Here is a 15,765-nt window from a genome sequence, read left to right as displayed (position 1 = left end):
CTGAACTGATCACTCAGTTGGTGAGATAGATATTATCCACTACAAACCTAAATTCAAACTTAAATGGGAACGATTATTAATTGTAAAAAGCAGGCCCAGATAGTAAGGCCCACTACTGTAATCTAAAACTTACCAGGCGGAAAACTATAGGTCGAACTTCACTTCATCTAGCATTCTAACGGCTGCATGATGAAATTCAGCAAGCTTATAAATTGGCAAATTATCAGCTTTAAACTCTCCCCATGAAGCAACTAATGCCGATGGTTTTACATCTTCATTGACTGGATATTCCATATTCACCTCAGCATAGACTTGTTGTGCTTTATTGCCAGAGAGATACTCCATCAATTTAAGTGCATTCTCTTTATTGCGAGAATATTTAGCCATAGCCATACCTGAGACATTGATATGCGAACCTAAGTTATCTTGATTTGGGAAGTTAATCTCGACCGCTTCAGCCCAAGGTACTTGTTTAGGATCTTGTAACATTTTGCCTAAATAATAACTATTGCCGATGGCTATATCACACAATCCCTCTTTAACCGCTTTCACCTGGCCACGATCGTTCCCTTGAGGCTTGCGTGCTAAATTTGCTTTTAAACCTATTAACCAGGCCTTAGTTTCAACTTCACCATGGTGAGCAATCATCGAAGCGATCAAGGAGATGTTATAAGGGTGTTTACCACTGCGAGTACAAATTTTTCCTTTGTACTTAGGATCGGCCAAATCTTCATAGTTAATATTTAATTTACCGAGTCGATCTTTTGAAGAGTAGATAGTACGTACCCGCATTGTAAGCGCGTACCAATTATCATCAGGAGAGCGATATTGAACTGGGATATTTGTCTTGAGTAGAGCACTGGATGCGGGAACAACGAGTTTTTTATCAACCAACTCCATTAATCGGTAAAAATCTGAAGTGAGCACGATATCTGCTGGAGAAAGCCTGCCCTCTCGCATCATCCTCTCAGCAATCCCCTTTTTTGAAAAAACCACATCAACGTCTATGCCTGTTTCTTTAGTAAAATCCCTTAAAATAGGATCTATAAGAAAAGCCTGTCGATAGGAATATACTGTTAATTTGTCAGCAGCATTAGCGACTGATGAAAGACACATTAAACCCAACATTAACAAATTCGCTATTATTTTCATTTAATTACCCTATAGAGCACACTAAAGTCAAAACGACAATGATAATAATTATCAATTGCAGTTAGAGTAATAAATCTATAAGCAATGAGCAAGTGTTGTATTCAAAAATGTTACTTTAAGTGGATTATTCAAACGAAATAAACATTAGCCGACTAAACTAAAATTATTGTTTGAATATACAAGGAAAAATCACTTTATGCTTTGGGTTATTATCGTCGTATTAGCCGTCGGATTTTATCTATATCAGCATCGACCACATAGTAAACGAAAACGACACTCGAAAGCTGATGCCTCCCATATTTCAGAATCGACACCTGAAGTAGACAAGAAACAATACTTTTCCACTGAACACCCCTATCATTGCGTAATCATTATTCATGGAGAACCGAGTTGCCAAGCAGTCCTTGATATTAAAAACATCTATTACCTCTCCAATGAAGCACCACAAATCCCACTTAAAGAGTGTGATATAGCACAATGTAACTGCCACTATCAACACCAGGAAGACAGGCGAGGAACTCAAGAAAACAGACGCCTACATTTCGGAGTGACCAAAGATCTATATGGTGCTTTTGGTGAAAAAAATCGACGTAAAAAAAGCGAGGTCGCCGTAAGGAAGACCGCGGGGAATAATGAATTTCAGATATAAAGTAGTTTAAATTGGCCTTGTGCTTGTCATCATCGAAAGATGTTCAAAACCGGATAACCAAGCTCCTATAGCCGGTACAACCTTCCTCCATTGCAGATCAGAATGCCTAAAATCTAGATACTCGAGCAAACAAGCTAATCCTATTTGTTGAATCGTCAACTGAGGACTGACCATCACCCCAGACTGTTCTACCTCTTTTAGCCCTCTGAGCAGAGCTTGCTCAAACCGTGCCGTCCAAAAAAGAGAGCGCTTTCCCTCTAACTCTCTCATCTGCTCCTGCCTTAAGGCAACAGCCGAATCTAGCAAGCCATTTATAAGAGATAGTTGACATTCGTTTTTCCAATTATATCCATTTTCACCGAATAACCGACTAGCCCCAAATTCATGATCTAAATAACGTAAAATCACTTCACTATCATAAAGCGGCGAACCATCATTAAGCTGCAAGCAGGGGATTTTACCTAACGGATTAATTTCAAGCAGTGTTTCGCTATTATCCATAGGATTAACAATACACTCTTCAATACCATCAAGTTCAAGATGACGAATTAATACCCGCACACAACGAGAATAAGGGGATGCATCTGAATACAATAACTTCATTAAACCAATACCTTCATGTTTGTTTTAGTACTCATCTACCAGTATTTCTCTATTGTGATCTGACCTGGTGCTCGACGAAGATTCTTACTTAACCCCTTTTCCAACAAGATATTATTCGCATCTTTGATCATTTCGGGATTGCCACAAAGCAGTACCTGCGCATTTTCGGCCGAAATCTTTAAACCCAGACGTTGCTCTATTTCACCAGACGCTAAAGCTGTAGAAATTCTGCTTTCCAATGCATGGGGATATGACTCTCGAGTGACAGAAAAGAGTAACTTAAATTGATTAGGATACTGTTTTTCAAGTTGTTGCAGCTTATCTTTGTAAGCGAGATCTTTAGCTTCTCTGACACCGTACACTAACACTACATTTTCAAACCTTTCCCAAGGCTCTGATGTATCGAGTATGGAGATAAATGGACCCACTGCAGTTCCAGTTGCAAGCAACCAAAGATCTTTACCTTGAGGCGGCACTTCTTCCAATGTCATAAAACCAGCAGCTTTACTCGACACCTGTATATGATCACCGATCTTAAGTTGCTGCAGATTAGGCGAGAGTAGACCATCAAGAACCGAAATGGCTAGAACCTCAACATAATCTGAATTTGGCGCATTTACGATAGAGTAAGCTCTACCAATCCGCTTATCGTTAATCACTTGGCTTAACTTTATAAACTGACCAGCTATATAAGGTTCGATATCAACTTTTATTTTTAAAGAGAATAGATTGTCGCACCAATCGGTTCGTTCAATAACTTCGCCTTCAACCCACATCCATCACTCCGTTCGCTATTTATCCTAACTGATATTTAGCATAAATAATGGGGTAATACCAATTAGCTTCAAGCTAAACCTTTATCATTATTAAAGTTCAGAAGCGTCGCTTTTATCGGAACTAAAACTGTCTTTAAACGTTAATAGTCCCTCTTGAACGAGTGAATAGGTTTGCTCAACACCACTGGCAATATCTCCTTCTAAAACCTGTAAGCCGGTTAAAATGTCTTTGGCTTCATCAAATCCTTGATCAATTGCCCCACCAATAATCTCCATAAATGAAGCCAGCTGTTCATCAAAATCCATGTTTGAATTTTGATCTTGGTATAAACTGAAAAAGTTTGTTGCAAAGCTCACTATTCTATCAGCAGTAGCATTAGGAGAAGTATCAACCCCATTGTCATAAGCCGTCTGAAGCGCATTGTCACCCATCGTGGGGGCAAGCTCTTCATTAATGGCTTCGATAGCAGCACGGTAAAGTAAGATAAGAGGCTCATTACTTGAGCTTAAACTAACCTCCTGCTGTGCAGAAATAATGGCAGAGTTCATCAACTGTTTACTACTGGCGTAAGCCGTTTTATGACTTGCCGCTTCAGATACCGATTTGCCATGATTTTCAATTGTCTGAGTCTTACTTTTCGCAACTTGGGATACTTCTGCACCATGGTTCTTAATTTCCATAACTGCCTCTCAATTAATACCTATACACAACCATTATCGACCACTTTTTATACAACTTTAGTTTTTATTAATTTATCATGCCCTTTAATCGATAGTACTGTTTAATTTATCAGTAATTCGCTATCTTGTTATATCTGCAGAGAGTGGGTAACCAATATGATTAAAAAAATGTTGTTTCTCCTTATATTAAACCTATCTTTTACGGCCACACTTCAAGCATCTAAGCTGGAAGTACAAAGTGCTGATCCAAATACTCAAATCGTTATCTTAGTCAGGCATGCAGAAAAACAAGCAGATCAGGAGAAAGATCCTTCATTAACACCTACGGGACGACTTCGAGCAATTCAACTAAATGAAACTCTTAGAAATATTCCTTTAACGGCATTATATGCAACACCCTTTAAACGCACCAAAGAAACCCTAAAGCCTACCAGTGAAAGCAGAGAGATGACAATCCAAGTGATCGATGTAAAAGACGGTATTTCAAAACATGTTAGCAGGGGAGTAGAGAACATTAGATCTGAAAAGGGAAATGTACTCGTCGTTGGCCACTCCAATACGATCCCTTTATTGATCAAGGCACTTGGAGGCCCAGAGATAGACGGCATAGCCGAAACCGACTATGAGAACATCTACCTTCTATCACTGCCTACAGTAGGAAACGTAGGCTTAGTACAGACAAAGTATGGTAAGTGAAAAGTGGGAATTATTGATGGTTCAGTCATCGATAATGAGCATATCTATTACTAATTGGGTATAATATTTAATAGTGATAATTTGCCAATAATTGATGCTGGTGTTTTTTAACCATTTGCTGCAAAATCCACCACCCAAACTAAAAGCCCAAACATAGTTAAAAGGAGTTCAAATTGAGTTCAGAATATGTCAACCAAAAGCCATCGAGTAAAAAACCGTCATTGAGCTGCCAAAGTTGTGGGCGCTTTACCATTATTGAGGGAGAGGCGATCTGTTTTCGTCAAGGCGAGATCATCAGCTTACAACCCATGCCGACAGAGCTTAAAAATATAAGTTTGTTATGTCATGGCTGGAAAACCAGATAACAACACCCCGTCCTACACAGAATGTAAATAATCAATTCAGGATCACATTTTAGGCTTGTGTCATGCCTGCATATTCATATTCCGAACACCTTGTTTCACGAATGATGCCGTTTAGAGAAACATTCGGTTTTAGTTGGGCTAAGCTCAAACCTCGAGTGGTAACCCTCATACCCGCCGATATATCCAAATAAATATTGGCTAATTCACTTTGATCAAGACCTCGTTTCTTTAAGATTGCCATGATAGCTAGCCAATCAGTATCGACCCTGCTATCTTGGCCTTCTAAATTGACTTGCAAAGGAATATTCTTCATTGTCATCTCTCGTCAACGTTATTATCTGTTATTGCCTATAATTATACCGCATTTAAGCTGAACCCATGCTGAACTCTCACTTTTGATTTTGAATATTCCACAATTTGGAGTACAAGCCTCTTTCTTTTATCAGATCAGAATGCTTACCCGTTTCAACAATTTCTCCCTGACTCAAGACTATGATTTGATCCGCATCCACCACCGTTGATAATCGATGAGCGATAACAAGACTGGTATGTCCTTTGGCGACCTCTTTAAGGGCTGTAAGAATGGCCTGTTCTGAATGGCTATCAAGTGATGAAGTTGCTTCGTCAAAAACCAGTAATGCAGATCCTTTTAAAATAGCTCTGGCAATTGCGACCCTTTGCTTCTCTCCGCCGGACAGTTTTAACCCACGTTCTCCAACCTTAGTATGCCACCCCTCGGACAGCGATGCGACAAAGTGGGAAAGGTGCGCCATCTTAATCACTTCGGCAATTTCGTCATCACTTGCTTCCGGTCTGCCATAGCGAATATTCTCTAGTAAAGAATCATTAAACAGCACTGTATCTTGGGGCACTATAGCGATGGATTGCCTAAGGGCATTTTGTGTTAATGATCCAATGTCCACTCCATCTAAACTAATACATCCACTATCGACGTCATAAAAGCGAAACAACAATTTAACGATGGTTGATTTGCCCGCACCACTATCACCCACTATCGCCACTTTCTGACCGGGTAAAATGGAAAAACTGATGTTTTTTAAAATTTGACGTGAATCGTAGCTAAAACTAACATTTTCAAAAGTTAATGCCCCAGAAACTAAAGCTAACTCCTTTGCATCAGGTTTATCTTCAATGAGCGGTTGCCTGTCTAACAAGCTAAACATTCTCTCGATATTAGCTAAGGCTCCACGTATTTCTCTATAGACAAAACCTAAAAAATTCAGAGGGATAAATAACTGCATCATAAAAGCATTAATGAGTACAAAATCACCAATTGTCATAGACCCCGACACCACATGGGAACTGGCTAAGGCTAACATCAAGGTCATCGCTGTCGAGATAATGACAGCCTGACCCGCATTAAGTGCAAAGAGGGATAAGCGGTTTTTACGCTTCGCATGCTCCCATTCTTCAAGTGCCATGTCGTAACGCTCTGCTTCGTAGGCTTCATTGTTGAAATATTTAACCGTTTCATAATTAAGCAAGCTATCAATTGCCCGTGAACTTGAATCTGAGTCTGCTTTGGCTGCCTCCCGCACAAAGCCTGTTCGCCACTCTGTTGCGAAGACAGAAAATGCAACATAGCTCACAACAGCCCCAAATGTAATCGCAGCAAAAGCCACCCCGTAGTTGTAAAACAAAATACCTATCACCAACGCGATCTCTAATATTGTCGGCACAATATTAAACACCATAAATCTCATCAGGAAATTGACACCACTGGTCCCTCTTTCAATATCTCGAGACAAACCACCAGTTCTTCGTTCCAAATGGAACTCAAGATCTAATCGATGCAGATGTTGAAAAACAGATAATCCCAAACGTCGAATAGCCCGTTCGGTAACCCGTCCAAATAGGGTATCTCGAACCTCAGAGATAAGTGTATTTAGCAAACGCAAAGCTCCGTAAGCTACAACCAGAGATATGGGGACAGAGATCAACTGCTCAGGTGATGCTTGAGTTAATGTATCGACCAAAGATTTAAGCACAAAAGGCAGAGAGACGCTGGCGACCTTAGCAATAATAAGACTAATTAACGCTAAGGCTACCCGCTTTTTATATTCTAAAAGATAGGGCCATAGTAACTTAAGAACTTGCCAATTTAATTTATCCACGGGACCATCAAAATAGAGAGAGGGGCGCATTTAAGTTCCATTTATTATTTATCAAACAGAGGAAAAACTAGACTATTTGATAAGAGTATATTCAATTTCACTTCCGCTAGTCTTGTTTTTATCTCATCAGCGTGAAGCACTTTTGACTGACAATAATTATAAATGATTATACTTAAGTCTTGTCAGGCGACATTTATTTTGTAATATAGGCTTAATGAGAGCAATTCCTGTTATACAAATGAAAAGAATTTGATACTCTTTTATCCGCAAGCCTACGGCCGTTCAAAATATGAAACAGCAACAAGCATACTAAGTTATTTAAAGGAAACATACATGCTGGACTCATCTAAAAATCAATACCCTCCCTTGCCATTAATACAAACTTGGGTATGGATGATGACCCAATCGGGTGATGCCGATATTCAAAGAAAAGGCCAAAACAACCTTATTTCTTCTTTTGGTAGTCTCGCCAAAGCTAACGAATATTTAGTTCAGCTAAATCAAGCTTAACTTACATATCTCTCAATAAAAAAGGAGGCTATTGCCTCCTTGAGACGTACTATTTGAGGTTTGGTTAAGTTATTGTTTTCATTGTATATAAATAACTATCATATAGTTAGTGAGTTTTAAAAGACGAGCACTAAGTCGTTTAGGTGTTTTTAATATGCTTTTAATCAGTTCTTTGTGGTCAAAAAGTGGACCACAACTTACAGGCTAGAGGGTTGAACTTTGTGGCTTCGAATAAATGATCAGGAGCTAAATGTGCATACTTCATTGTCATTAAAATTGTGCTATGGCCTAATATTTTTTGAAGAGTTAGTATGTTGCCGCCATTCATCACAAAATGACTAGCAAAGCTGTGGCGCAATACATGTGAAGACTGTCCTTTGGGTAATCCAAAATTCATTCGTTTCATGATCTCCCTGAACTCGACATAGCAATCACTGAATAGTCTGGGACCATCATCACTTTGTACATTCAAAATTTCGGTTCTTAAATCTAAACCTATTGGAATAGTTCTATTTTTACCGTTTTTTGTATCAACAAACGTTAGTCGGTCCTTCAAAACCTGAGATCTAGTTAGTTTTTGAGCCTCGCCCCACCTCGCCCCAGTAGATAGACAAATTTTGACAATAATGGACATATCCCCACAAAGTTCAGCCAATAGCGCGTTGATTTGCTCTGTTGTCAAAAATGATAGTTCTCTGGCTGGCTCCTTTACTTTCGATAGTGCAGATATGGGGTTTTCACCTGCATAGTCTCCAGCATCGATTAGAACGCTGAATACATTACGCAATCGTTCGTAGTCTAGATTTGCGGTTTTAGGTTTTATTTTGAGTAAGCGCACTTGTCGATAATCTAAATAAAACTTTTTTGTGATTTGAAAGGCTTGAGGATCTCCCATGTCTTTGCACATTTTGAGTAATTTTTTCTGTGTATGTTCCCCTTCTTTTAAATTCTGGCCATGGTAAAAAAACCATTTATTGATCAGCTCAGATAGATTTCGTTTATCGACAGGCGCATCTAACCAAGATTTGTTGTGGTGTTGAGCTGAAATGTATTTTTCATATTTAATCGCCTCGGCTCTGGTAGTGAACGATTTGCGATAGCGCTTACCGTTTTTACCAGACGGTCGAACGTCAACTTTGAATAGACCGTCAGATTTTTTTATAGTCACTAAAAATTGACCACTAGTTTTACGACCTTGCCTATTACGCATATGTCATTAAGCATTGCTTTTTTTACTTGAGAAAGTGGATAAATAGGATTGTCACTAATAATATTTAATTCATAATTTAAATGATCATATCTGAGTCGTTTAACAAATAATGCATCTTCAACTCTCAGAACATATACTCCATCTTCCTTAATAGACGTTTGTGACTTATCTATAATCAATGAGGCCCCACTTGGAATTGATGGTTCCATGCTGTCACCCTTTGCTGTCATCATGACAAGATCGGCTTGTAGAAAACCCTCATTAATTATCCATTTCTGGGTAACTTTCATTCCTTCGTTTTCAAGCTCAGAGACAATATATGAACCACATCCAGCGGATACCTCAATATCTATTCTTGGGATGGATATGAAATCATTTTCCGTTTCGGATCCTGTTAGCAGCCATTCAACGTTTACATTTTCAGCCTTCATAATTTTATCAAGAGTATCAAATTTAGGATCAGTTCTGTTCTTAAGCATGTTATGAAGTGTTGGTTGAGGAATGCCCCACTCTAAACTCACTTTTCGTAACGAACGACCAGCAACAAGCTCTTCTATTCTGCAAATAACATCTTCTTTTAACATTCCAATCAATCCGTCTGATTATGTAGTTGTTCAACTATACGCAAATTAGAATAACAACTCAATTGTACCAGTCAACAAGTTGTTTTTAACTCTTTCATTTCAACAACATAGATAAAGTTATTATCTTTTGGATAATTTAAGCTTGAGTTATTCATTAGTTGATCGTATTGTCTAGCAACTGAATCATCATGTGTAGAATTACATGGACTGGCACAACGCTGATATTAAAGCCGCTTTAGAAAAGAAAGGGTTAAGTCTCGCTGGCTTAGCTCGCATGTACAAGATTTCCCCTACGGGTCTAAGAACAACTCTTGTAAGGCGCTACCGCCGTGGTGAGAAAATTATCGCGAAGCATGTAGGTGTGCCACCAGAAGTTATTTGGCCAAGTCGTTATCCGCAAGTTGAGGTTTCATTATGATCACATTCGTGATTGACATGCCGTTTTTAACTAAAAAGCAATATGCCGAAAAAGTTGATAAATCTGAAGCTAGCGTGCAAGGCGATATTGATAAGGGGTATTTGCCAACTTATCAACCCGTAGCTGGCGGAAAGCATTACATCAACATGATAGGACTAGCAAAAATGGCAGATGAGCTTTATGAACACCAAAAAAAGACAGCGCCTTGGGCTGTAAATACAGGAATTAGATAGATGAGCAAAATAGATGGCAATCAAAACGATAAACCAACAGTGCCAAGCCCGTTTGATACAGCTAGGGAAATGATAGGTCGTAGTCATGTAGCCAGTTTATATGACCGACTTACCGAACAACAAAAAGCCATGATCTTGTTTGGCGCAAAGCTCAAACCCAGTTTGTATATCTCGAAGTCAATTGACGAGATGAGCTATGACGAACGCGAAGAAATAAGACTGTCGATCATCGCGTTAGGCGAAATTAATCAAGTTTTTGGCGGGGGTATGTTGAGTCGTGAACAGTTCAGCCACAAACCCAAGAGAAACACTAAAACACAGGCGTAAAAAAGCCACTTCAGTTAGAGCTGAAATGGCGCATCAATTCATAACTTTTGGAACTATAAATATGACAAACGAGATCTTAGCAGTTGAACAACCTGCTTGCAACTCTGCATTCATTCCTACAATCAAGTGGGAATTCGATTTAACCAATCAGCAGCATCTCGATATGCGTCGGTTAATGGCTGATATCTATCAACGTAACACTGCATCGTTAAACAAATGTAATAACCGCTCCGATTATTACAGTGGTATGGCGTACGGACTATCCCGCGTATCCCTACAAGTGCTTAGAGACTCAACGTTGCATGTCTTATGTCTTGACCTTTTTGAAGCTGTCGCCCTGCAAGAACTTTTGCACTTAGAACTGAGGAATTAAGGCATGGCTACATTTTTTTTAGTCACCAATGGAAAGGTAACCGTATCTGATCCTCATTGGTCTGTTCACTATCCAGTTCAACAAGTTTGTGTTGAGTACACGCCTGACAATCATGACGGTTGGGGCATCACTCAATATATTGATTCGAATGAAATTGGTGAGTTCAATCAGGAACGCGCGAACGCCTTTGCATTAATCGCTGAATCTAAGCTGCGTATCCCACAAGGGGGATTTGTATGAAGCCTCTGAATACCGTTAGCAATTATCCCCCACGGCCAAAAGCCGAGTATAGAGATAAGCCAACGGATGCTAGCCGTCATCAATTGGCATGCCGCCGAAGAATCGCACTCATCAAAGAAGCTAAAAGCCTTGGTATCAGCGTTTCAGAACTAATCGGAGAAAAGTCATGACAGAAAAAACAATTGTTGCCATCAAGTTTAAGACGAAGCGCAGTAAATATTTCATTAAATGGACGGCGCATGGTTGGGGATTCGCACACACATTGGTTGGCGCAAGCTTATATGTAAAAGACTCCATTCTATTTAATAACGTCTTAGTAGAGTTTAAAGAAAAAGGCGTGGAATTTTCAATCGTTGAAATTGGTGAAATAAATACCTCTAGAGAGCAATCATGAACAATAAAAGGATTTCCTATTTTATTTCCCATCTTGTTAACGGCCCAGTTAACGATTGCAAAGGCATGCTTGAGTGTGAATTAAGGATTGACCCACAAGGAGCGTTGCTCGCCGCAACAAGCACACTCGAAGAACTAAAACGAAGAGATAAAAACCGCGCAGGCAAAAACGGCCAACCTTCTCGCAAGAAGGTACTGCAAACCATTATCAATAAAGCGAATAAATTACTGGCTGGCCGCAAGGAGCAGCAATCATGAAACTCGTCCCCATCAAAGCAACAGAAATTAAAGCGGCCCCTGCTTTCATCATCACATGCTTAATTTGTGGAGATGAATCTTATGTATTAGAGGTTGGAAATGTTGATCAAGTTATCAATAAAGCCACTGCGGAGGGTTGGTATGGGTTTGAATCGTCAAATGAAACTTGTTCAACTGCCTGCCCGTCATGCGTAAGCGCTAAGAATTTGAAGGAGACAGAAAAAGAGCACGCCTTAATAAAGGAATTGAGAGAGGCAGTTCAGGCCCCTTATGTCATTAACAGCCCACGAGTTGGAGAGCCATCATGACTACCTGTGAAAGTAATGTCGAAAGCATCTATGCCGCTGAAATAGCTAAAAAATGGATAGCTAAAAACGCCATCATTCTTGATACCGAAACGACAGGTCTTGATTGGGGCTGTGAGGTTGTCGAGGTTGCCGCTATTGAGTTAGCCACTGGCAATATCCTCATGAACACGTTGGTTAGACCTACTCAACAAATTCCTGATGACATTATCGCTATTCATGGCATCACTAATGACATGGTTGAAAACGCACCTGAATTTAATCTTGTATTAATAGATCTTTTAGAGGCCACTCTCGGGCGTGAAATTGTTGCTTGGAATGCTTCATTCGATTTAAAGCTATTGCTATCAACACTGCATATCACCATGCCATTCACCGTTGAATGTCAATTAGTCCCATGCATACGGCAGCATTCAGATAACACGAATCGTTGGCACTGCGCCATGTTGAATTATGCCCAATTCGGGGGAGATTGGAACAACGCCTATGGTGAATACAAATGGCATTCACTCGACAATGCAGCTAAGCAAATGGGGATTGAACTCCCATCTACACGTCATCGTGCGCTTGAAGATTGTCAATTGGCACGTGAAGTGATTCTCAAAATGGCCGCGGTCAATAACGGTAGGAGCCCATTCTGATGAGTAACTTAACTCAAGATACTGCTGAGCATATGTTAACAACAGGCAAAAAATACACTGCCGCAACACTTGCTATGGAGCTAGGTATATCAACACGTCAAGCATCTGCGAAACTATATAACATTAGAGAAAGTCGAAAATATACAACAAAGCAATCGTCTCTACCCCGTCGAACGGTAAAAGTAATCTCAATATCAGATAGAAAGTTACCAGCATCACAGTTGTGGGCTTTAGCCATATTTGGGAAGTCAGCCTCATGAATAAGTCAAAGATAAGACTCGGCAACATGACGCAACTGCAAATGCGTCAATGGTTGGCACTGAATGACGCCATAGGGTTTAGCCATACATTCCTAAAGTTAAGCCTAAGCAAGCGAGGCTTAACTGAAGCTGTCGCGGTCGACCTAGAGGATTTTGGTTGTGCAAGGCAACATAGCAGTTTGGTTATTCACTGTGTGAATCATCATAAATGCACAGGTTGTAACGGTTACATGGGAGATAGCGTGTGATAAACAATCCTGAATTTAGACACCTTATTAAACACTACCGTCACTATAAAATTCAATTGCGCTACGCAATAAGCATTTATCGAGGTGAACGTGCTGTTGACTCTGCACTCGACATGGCAGTGGCACGCGGCGCCCTTGAGTGTCTTTATTCTCAAGCGCTTGGTAAAGGGCTATTAAACCTCGCCAAAGGCATTCAAAGAACCATTAAAGCCGCCACGCGCTATGTTGAGCACGAGTTGTAATGCAAGCAAGATTAGCGCTATCGCCTACTATATCGGGACCTAAATACCCCCCGTTGTTTTCAAACACTGAGCAATACCCACTTGAGGGTAAGGTGTGTCTGTTTAAACCAAACAGCACACCCGCTCACCCCGTCAGCGTGCTGTCAGATAACCAGTATCAAGAAGGACAATATGTCTATGGTTTTGGCACCGCAGACATTTCAGCTAATACCAATGTATACCAAGCACAAGCGGCTGTTATTGGCTCGCTAGATGAGCACGCTTCAAACCATGCGGTATTCAATCGCAATCGTGATTTTGCGCTTGCGCGATTAAGGCACCTACCCAATAAAATTCGCATCAGCATTTCAGAAGAATATCAGCGCCGGCTAACCAATAAAGACGGCATTGCAAACATACGCGGCGCCAATATTTACCTTAGAACCACGACCGAGTTTATTAACAAGGTGTGGCTTAAATACCCGTTTCACAATGCAGGTAGCTTCTTTAAAAAAATCACATCAGAGCTTCGTGAAGATGTACCTAAAAATGTTGACTTGGATAAAGACGATTTTATACGAACGACTCACTTAGGCGGCTTTGAGTTAATTCGGTATCGCAAAAGCAAGCAAATGAAACAGGTTGCAAATCGTCTCGCTTTAATCGCGCTTGATGAAGTAAAAGACGCGGCCACTCACAACAATGGTGATATGGCGTTTCTGAAAGCCTACGATGCAGCGGCCGCGATTTGTCAGCAATGGGATATTCCCCCGCCCTATTATGCCGCGGTAAAGATCGACTTCATTATTCCAGCGGCCGAGTGTGCCATATTGCGCATGACGTGCCCTAAGTGGTGGTTAAAGAAACTATCAAACTTGCGCGACAGATGCACTGAACACATGAACATAGCCGCAGGACTCGTCAATGAAGGCAGCCCATACATAAGCCGCGACAGTTTCAATGAATGGTGTGAGCAGCAAAAAAGCGGCCTTGAATGGTTAGAAAGTACGATGATTGAATCTGAATCAGGTGTGATCATCCCTCTGATTGATGCCGCAATGTCAGGTACTGCCAATCCAAAAAACCGCTTTGTTGAAATGGTGGTTAGGGCGCGAGGTCTGGAGGAAGTCGCGGAAGACTTAGGCTACATAGGGTTTATGGCTAACATTACCGCGCCAAGTAAATATCACCGCAACTCGAAGAAATGGAATGCAGAAGATCCCCGCTATGCTCAACAGTTTTTAGTGAAGCAATGGGCGAAGGTCCGTACCGCCCTTACTAACCTCAAAATAAAATTCAAAGGGTTTCGTATTGTGGAGCCTCATAAAGACGGCACTCCTCACTGGCACATGATGATCTTTGTGCATTCAGATACCGCTGAAACAACACAAGAAATTATAACCAAGTACGCGTTTGAAGTGGATGGCGACGAGGACGGTGCAAAAGAGCATAGATTAGTCTTTGAGCCTATAGACAAAATCAAAGGCTCAGCTACGGGTTATCTCATCAAATACATAACCAAAGGTATCAGGGGCGAACATATGCAGGGAGAGCTAGATCTTGAGTCTGGACTACCTATTGAGGAAGCCGCTAGAAATATCGCATCTTGGGCGAGTCGGCACAAATTACGTCAATTTCAGTTTTTTGGCATGAAGTCTGTCTCCGCCTGGCGAGAGTTTAGGCGGATAAAGGAATGCCCTCAACCTGTTGAGATAGAGCTAGCGAGAGCAGCTGCTGTCAATTCCAACTGGAAAGAGTTTGAGGCCGCGCTAGCCGTTAACCCAATCAAGCTAGATTACGAAAAAACAGAGTGCGGTAATGAATACGGTGAAGAAACCAAGCGAGTCATTGGCCTGTGGTATCCCAACAAAAAGCATGACGGCAAACAAGACATACGTTCATTGATCACCCGTGGTGATAAATGGACTATTCGCGCCATGGATAGTGATGAAAAAATTAATTACAAGAAGCTAAAACAAGAGCGCTTAAAGGTCTTCAAAGAAAACGCACAACTTAAAGAAGCTTACGACGACACTAGAGAGCAATGTAAAAATAAATTGATTGGGCTAGCTAAAAAGAAAGAGGCTGCAAAAGGAAAAGAAAAGGAATTGTTCCAAGCACAAATAGAGAGCCTTAAAGCCACTGACACCGCCCTCATGAAGCCGACACTAAAGGCACTGCCTAAATGGAAGATGAGCCAATGCTCTAGCTCTAAGAGCCGCGGCAGCGGTGAAACTAGGACTTGTAGGAATAACTGTACAGGCGCCATTTCAAGCCGTCCGAGACATCAAATTTCAGAGGATAACTTTAGAGAATTAGCCTCTAACGGAATAACAGATCCCCACACATTAGACCGCATCGCAAACGGCTCAGGAATATTGACCGACAGAGGCGAAGTCTGGTGGCTTACTCATGGCCAACTGTGGTCTGAGCACCCGCTAGATGAAGATGACCATGAGTTTAATTTTTTTTAAATGAGGACAGAAA

Annotated in this window: 26 protein-coding genes; 18 read left to right on the top strand and 8 right to left on the bottom strand. The window is 40.7% G+C overall.

Going from position 1 to position 15,765, the window contains the following annotated elements; translation table 11 throughout:
- Positions 1 to 144: 144 nt before the first annotated feature.
- A complete protein-coding gene (locus tag HWQ47_RS06365; protein ID WP_269970334.1) occupies positions 145 to 1,152 on the bottom strand; it encodes a Fe(3+) ABC transporter substrate-binding protein in 1,008 nt (335 codons plus the stop codon).
- 196 nt (positions 1,153 to 1,348) lie between these two features.
- Here HWQ47_RS06365 and HWQ47_RS06360 point away from each other — a divergent pair, with 196 nt between their 5' ends.
- The gene (locus HWQ47_RS06360) at positions 1,349 to 1,801 is read left to right on the top strand and encodes a hypothetical protein (RefSeq protein ID WP_269970333.1); all 453 of its coding nucleotides are present in this window, start codon (positions 1,349 to 1,351) and stop codon (positions 1,799 to 1,801) included.
- Between the two features lie 6 nt (positions 1,802 to 1,807).
- Here HWQ47_RS06360 and HWQ47_RS06355 read toward each other — a convergent pair whose 3' ends face one another.
- From HWQ47_RS06355 to HWQ47_RS06345, 3 genes are all read right to left on the bottom strand, one after another.
- Positions 1,808 to 2,404, bottom strand: a complete 597-nt coding sequence (locus HWQ47_RS06355; protein ID WP_269970332.1) for a glutathione S-transferase — start codon at positions 2,402 to 2,404, stop codon at positions 1,808 to 1,810.
- A 35-nt stretch (positions 2,405 to 2,439) separates the two neighbouring features.
- A complete protein-coding gene (locus tag HWQ47_RS06350) occupies positions 2,440 to 3,180 on the bottom strand; it encodes a ferredoxin--NADP reductase (protein WP_269970331.1) in 741 nt (246 codons plus the stop codon).
- A gap of 90 nt (positions 3,181 to 3,270) precedes the next feature.
- Positions 3,271 to 3,861, bottom strand: a complete 591-nt coding sequence (locus tag HWQ47_RS06345) for a DUF5610 domain-containing protein (RefSeq protein WP_269970330.1) — start codon at positions 3,859 to 3,861, stop codon at positions 3,271 to 3,273.
- A gap of 156 nt (positions 3,862 to 4,017) precedes the next feature.
- Between HWQ47_RS06345 and HWQ47_RS06340 the strand changes: the two genes are divergently transcribed.
- Both HWQ47_RS06340 and HWQ47_RS06335 read left to right on the top strand, forming a co-directional pair.
- The gene (locus HWQ47_RS06340; RefSeq protein WP_269970329.1) at positions 4,018 to 4,557 is read left to right on the top strand and encodes a histidine phosphatase family protein; all 540 of its coding nucleotides are present in this window, start codon (positions 4,018 to 4,020) and stop codon (positions 4,555 to 4,557) included.
- Positions 4,558 to 4,730: 173 nt separating this feature from the next.
- Positions 4,731 to 4,922 (top strand): hypothetical protein, encoded by a 192-nt coding sequence (locus tag HWQ47_RS06335; protein WP_269970328.1) that lies wholly within the window; start codon positions 4,731 to 4,733, stop codon positions 4,920 to 4,922.
- A gap of 49 nt (positions 4,923 to 4,971) precedes the next feature.
- Here HWQ47_RS06335 and HWQ47_RS06330 read toward each other — a convergent pair whose 3' ends face one another.
- The gene (locus HWQ47_RS06330) at positions 4,972 to 5,235 is read right to left on the bottom strand and encodes a hypothetical protein (protein ID WP_269970327.1); all 264 of its coding nucleotides are present in this window, start codon (positions 5,233 to 5,235) and stop codon (positions 4,972 to 4,974) included.
- A 76-nt stretch (positions 5,236 to 5,311) separates the two neighbouring features.
- The gene (locus HWQ47_RS06325; RefSeq protein WP_269970326.1) at positions 5,312 to 7,087 is read right to left on the bottom strand and encodes an ABCB family ABC transporter ATP-binding protein/permease; all 1,776 of its coding nucleotides are present in this window, start codon (positions 7,085 to 7,087) and stop codon (positions 5,312 to 5,314) included.
- A gap of 303 nt (positions 7,088 to 7,390) precedes the next feature.
- Here HWQ47_RS06325 and HWQ47_RS06320 point away from each other — a divergent pair, with 303 nt between their 5' ends.
- Positions 7,391 to 7,567: a hypothetical protein gene (locus tag HWQ47_RS06320; protein ID WP_269970325.1), complete on the top strand. Its 177-nt coding sequence runs from the start codon at positions 7,391 to 7,393 to the stop codon at positions 7,565 to 7,567.
- Positions 7,568 to 7,745: 178 nt separating this feature from the next.
- Here HWQ47_RS06320 and HWQ47_RS06315 read toward each other — a convergent pair whose 3' ends face one another.
- Positions 7,746 to 8,735 (bottom strand): phage integrase, encoded by a 990-nt coding sequence (locus HWQ47_RS06315; RefSeq protein ID WP_269970324.1) that lies wholly within the window; start codon positions 8,733 to 8,735, stop codon positions 7,746 to 7,748.
- Complete coding sequence (locus HWQ47_RS06310; protein ID WP_269970323.1) at positions 8,735 to 9,361, bottom strand: XRE family transcriptional regulator; 627 nt, start codon at positions 9,359 to 9,361, stop codon at positions 8,735 to 8,737. Before HWQ47_RS06310 ends, HWQ47_RS06315 begins: the two co-directional genes overlap by 1 nt.
- Positions 9,362 to 9,563: 202 nt before the next feature.
- Between HWQ47_RS06310 and HWQ47_RS06305 the strand changes: the two genes are divergently transcribed.
- The 14 genes from HWQ47_RS06305 (at position 9,564) to HWQ47_RS06240 (ending at position 15,752) form a co-directional block, all read left to right on the top strand.
- The gene (locus HWQ47_RS06305) at positions 9,564 to 9,779 is read left to right on the top strand and encodes a helix-turn-helix domain-containing protein (protein WP_269970322.1); all 216 of its coding nucleotides are present in this window, start codon (positions 9,564 to 9,566) and stop codon (positions 9,777 to 9,779) included.
- Positions 9,776 to 10,012, top strand: coding sequence for a hypothetical protein (locus HWQ47_RS06300; protein WP_269970321.1), 237 nt, complete (start codon positions 9,776 to 9,778; stop codon positions 10,010 to 10,012). Before HWQ47_RS06305 ends, HWQ47_RS06300 begins: the two co-directional genes overlap by 4 nt.
- Positions 10,013 to 10,339, top strand: a complete 327-nt coding sequence (locus HWQ47_RS06295) for a hypothetical protein (RefSeq protein WP_269970320.1) — start codon at positions 10,013 to 10,015, stop codon at positions 10,337 to 10,339. It abuts the gene before it with no gap.
- A 61-nt stretch (positions 10,340 to 10,400) separates the two neighbouring features.
- Positions 10,401 to 10,712 (top strand): hypothetical protein, encoded by a 312-nt coding sequence (locus HWQ47_RS06290; protein WP_269970319.1) that lies wholly within the window; start codon positions 10,401 to 10,403, stop codon positions 10,710 to 10,712.
- A 3-nt stretch (positions 10,713 to 10,715) separates the two neighbouring features.
- The gene (locus tag HWQ47_RS06285; RefSeq protein WP_269970318.1) at positions 10,716 to 10,952 is read left to right on the top strand and encodes a hypothetical protein; all 237 of its coding nucleotides are present in this window, start codon (positions 10,716 to 10,718) and stop codon (positions 10,950 to 10,952) included.
- Positions 10,949 to 11,122, top strand: a complete 174-nt coding sequence (locus HWQ47_RS06280) for a hypothetical protein (protein ID WP_269970317.1) — start codon at positions 10,949 to 10,951, stop codon at positions 11,120 to 11,122. Before HWQ47_RS06285 ends, HWQ47_RS06280 begins: the two co-directional genes overlap by 4 nt.
- Positions 11,119 to 11,346: a hypothetical protein gene (locus HWQ47_RS06275; protein ID WP_269968912.1), complete on the top strand. Its 228-nt coding sequence runs from the start codon at positions 11,119 to 11,121 to the stop codon at positions 11,344 to 11,346. The genes HWQ47_RS06280 and HWQ47_RS06275 overlap by 4 nt, the downstream gene beginning before the upstream one ends.
- Positions 11,343 to 11,603 (top strand): hypothetical protein, encoded by a 261-nt coding sequence (locus HWQ47_RS06270; RefSeq protein ID WP_269970316.1) that lies wholly within the window; start codon positions 11,343 to 11,345, stop codon positions 11,601 to 11,603. The genes HWQ47_RS06275 and HWQ47_RS06270 overlap by 4 nt, the downstream gene beginning before the upstream one ends.
- Entirely contained in the window at positions 11,600 to 11,911 is a 312-nt protein-coding gene (locus tag HWQ47_RS06265) for a hypothetical protein (RefSeq protein ID WP_269970315.1), read from the top strand. The genes HWQ47_RS06270 and HWQ47_RS06265 overlap by 4 nt, the downstream gene beginning before the upstream one ends.
- Positions 11,908 to 12,549, top strand: coding sequence for a 3'-5' exonuclease (locus tag HWQ47_RS06260; RefSeq protein WP_269970314.1), 642 nt, complete (start codon positions 11,908 to 11,910; stop codon positions 12,547 to 12,549). The genes HWQ47_RS06265 and HWQ47_RS06260 overlap by 4 nt, the downstream gene beginning before the upstream one ends.
- Positions 12,549 to 12,809, top strand: coding sequence for a hypothetical protein (locus HWQ47_RS06255; protein ID WP_269970313.1), 261 nt, complete (start codon positions 12,549 to 12,551; stop codon positions 12,807 to 12,809). Before HWQ47_RS06260 ends, HWQ47_RS06255 begins: the two co-directional genes overlap by 1 nt.
- Positions 12,806 to 13,057: a hypothetical protein gene (locus tag HWQ47_RS06250; RefSeq protein WP_269968917.1), complete on the top strand. Its 252-nt coding sequence runs from the start codon at positions 12,806 to 12,808 to the stop codon at positions 13,055 to 13,057. Before HWQ47_RS06255 ends, HWQ47_RS06250 begins: the two co-directional genes overlap by 4 nt.
- Entirely contained in the window at positions 13,054 to 13,299 is a 246-nt protein-coding gene (locus tag HWQ47_RS06245) for a hypothetical protein (protein ID WP_269970312.1), read from the top strand. The genes HWQ47_RS06250 and HWQ47_RS06245 overlap by 4 nt, the downstream gene beginning before the upstream one ends.
- Positions 13,299 to 15,752, top strand: a complete 2,454-nt coding sequence (locus HWQ47_RS06240; protein WP_269970311.1) for a replication endonuclease — start codon at positions 13,299 to 13,301, stop codon at positions 15,750 to 15,752. Before HWQ47_RS06245 ends, HWQ47_RS06240 begins: the two co-directional genes overlap by 1 nt.
- Positions 15,753 to 15,765: the final 13 nt, after the last annotated feature.

Origin of the sequence: Shewanella sp. MTB7, assembly GCF_027571385.1 — a bacterium.
Classification (GTDB): Bacteria; Pseudomonadota; Gammaproteobacteria; order Enterobacterales; family Shewanellaceae; genus Shewanella.
This window is presented reverse-complemented; position numbering and strand designations above follow the sequence as displayed.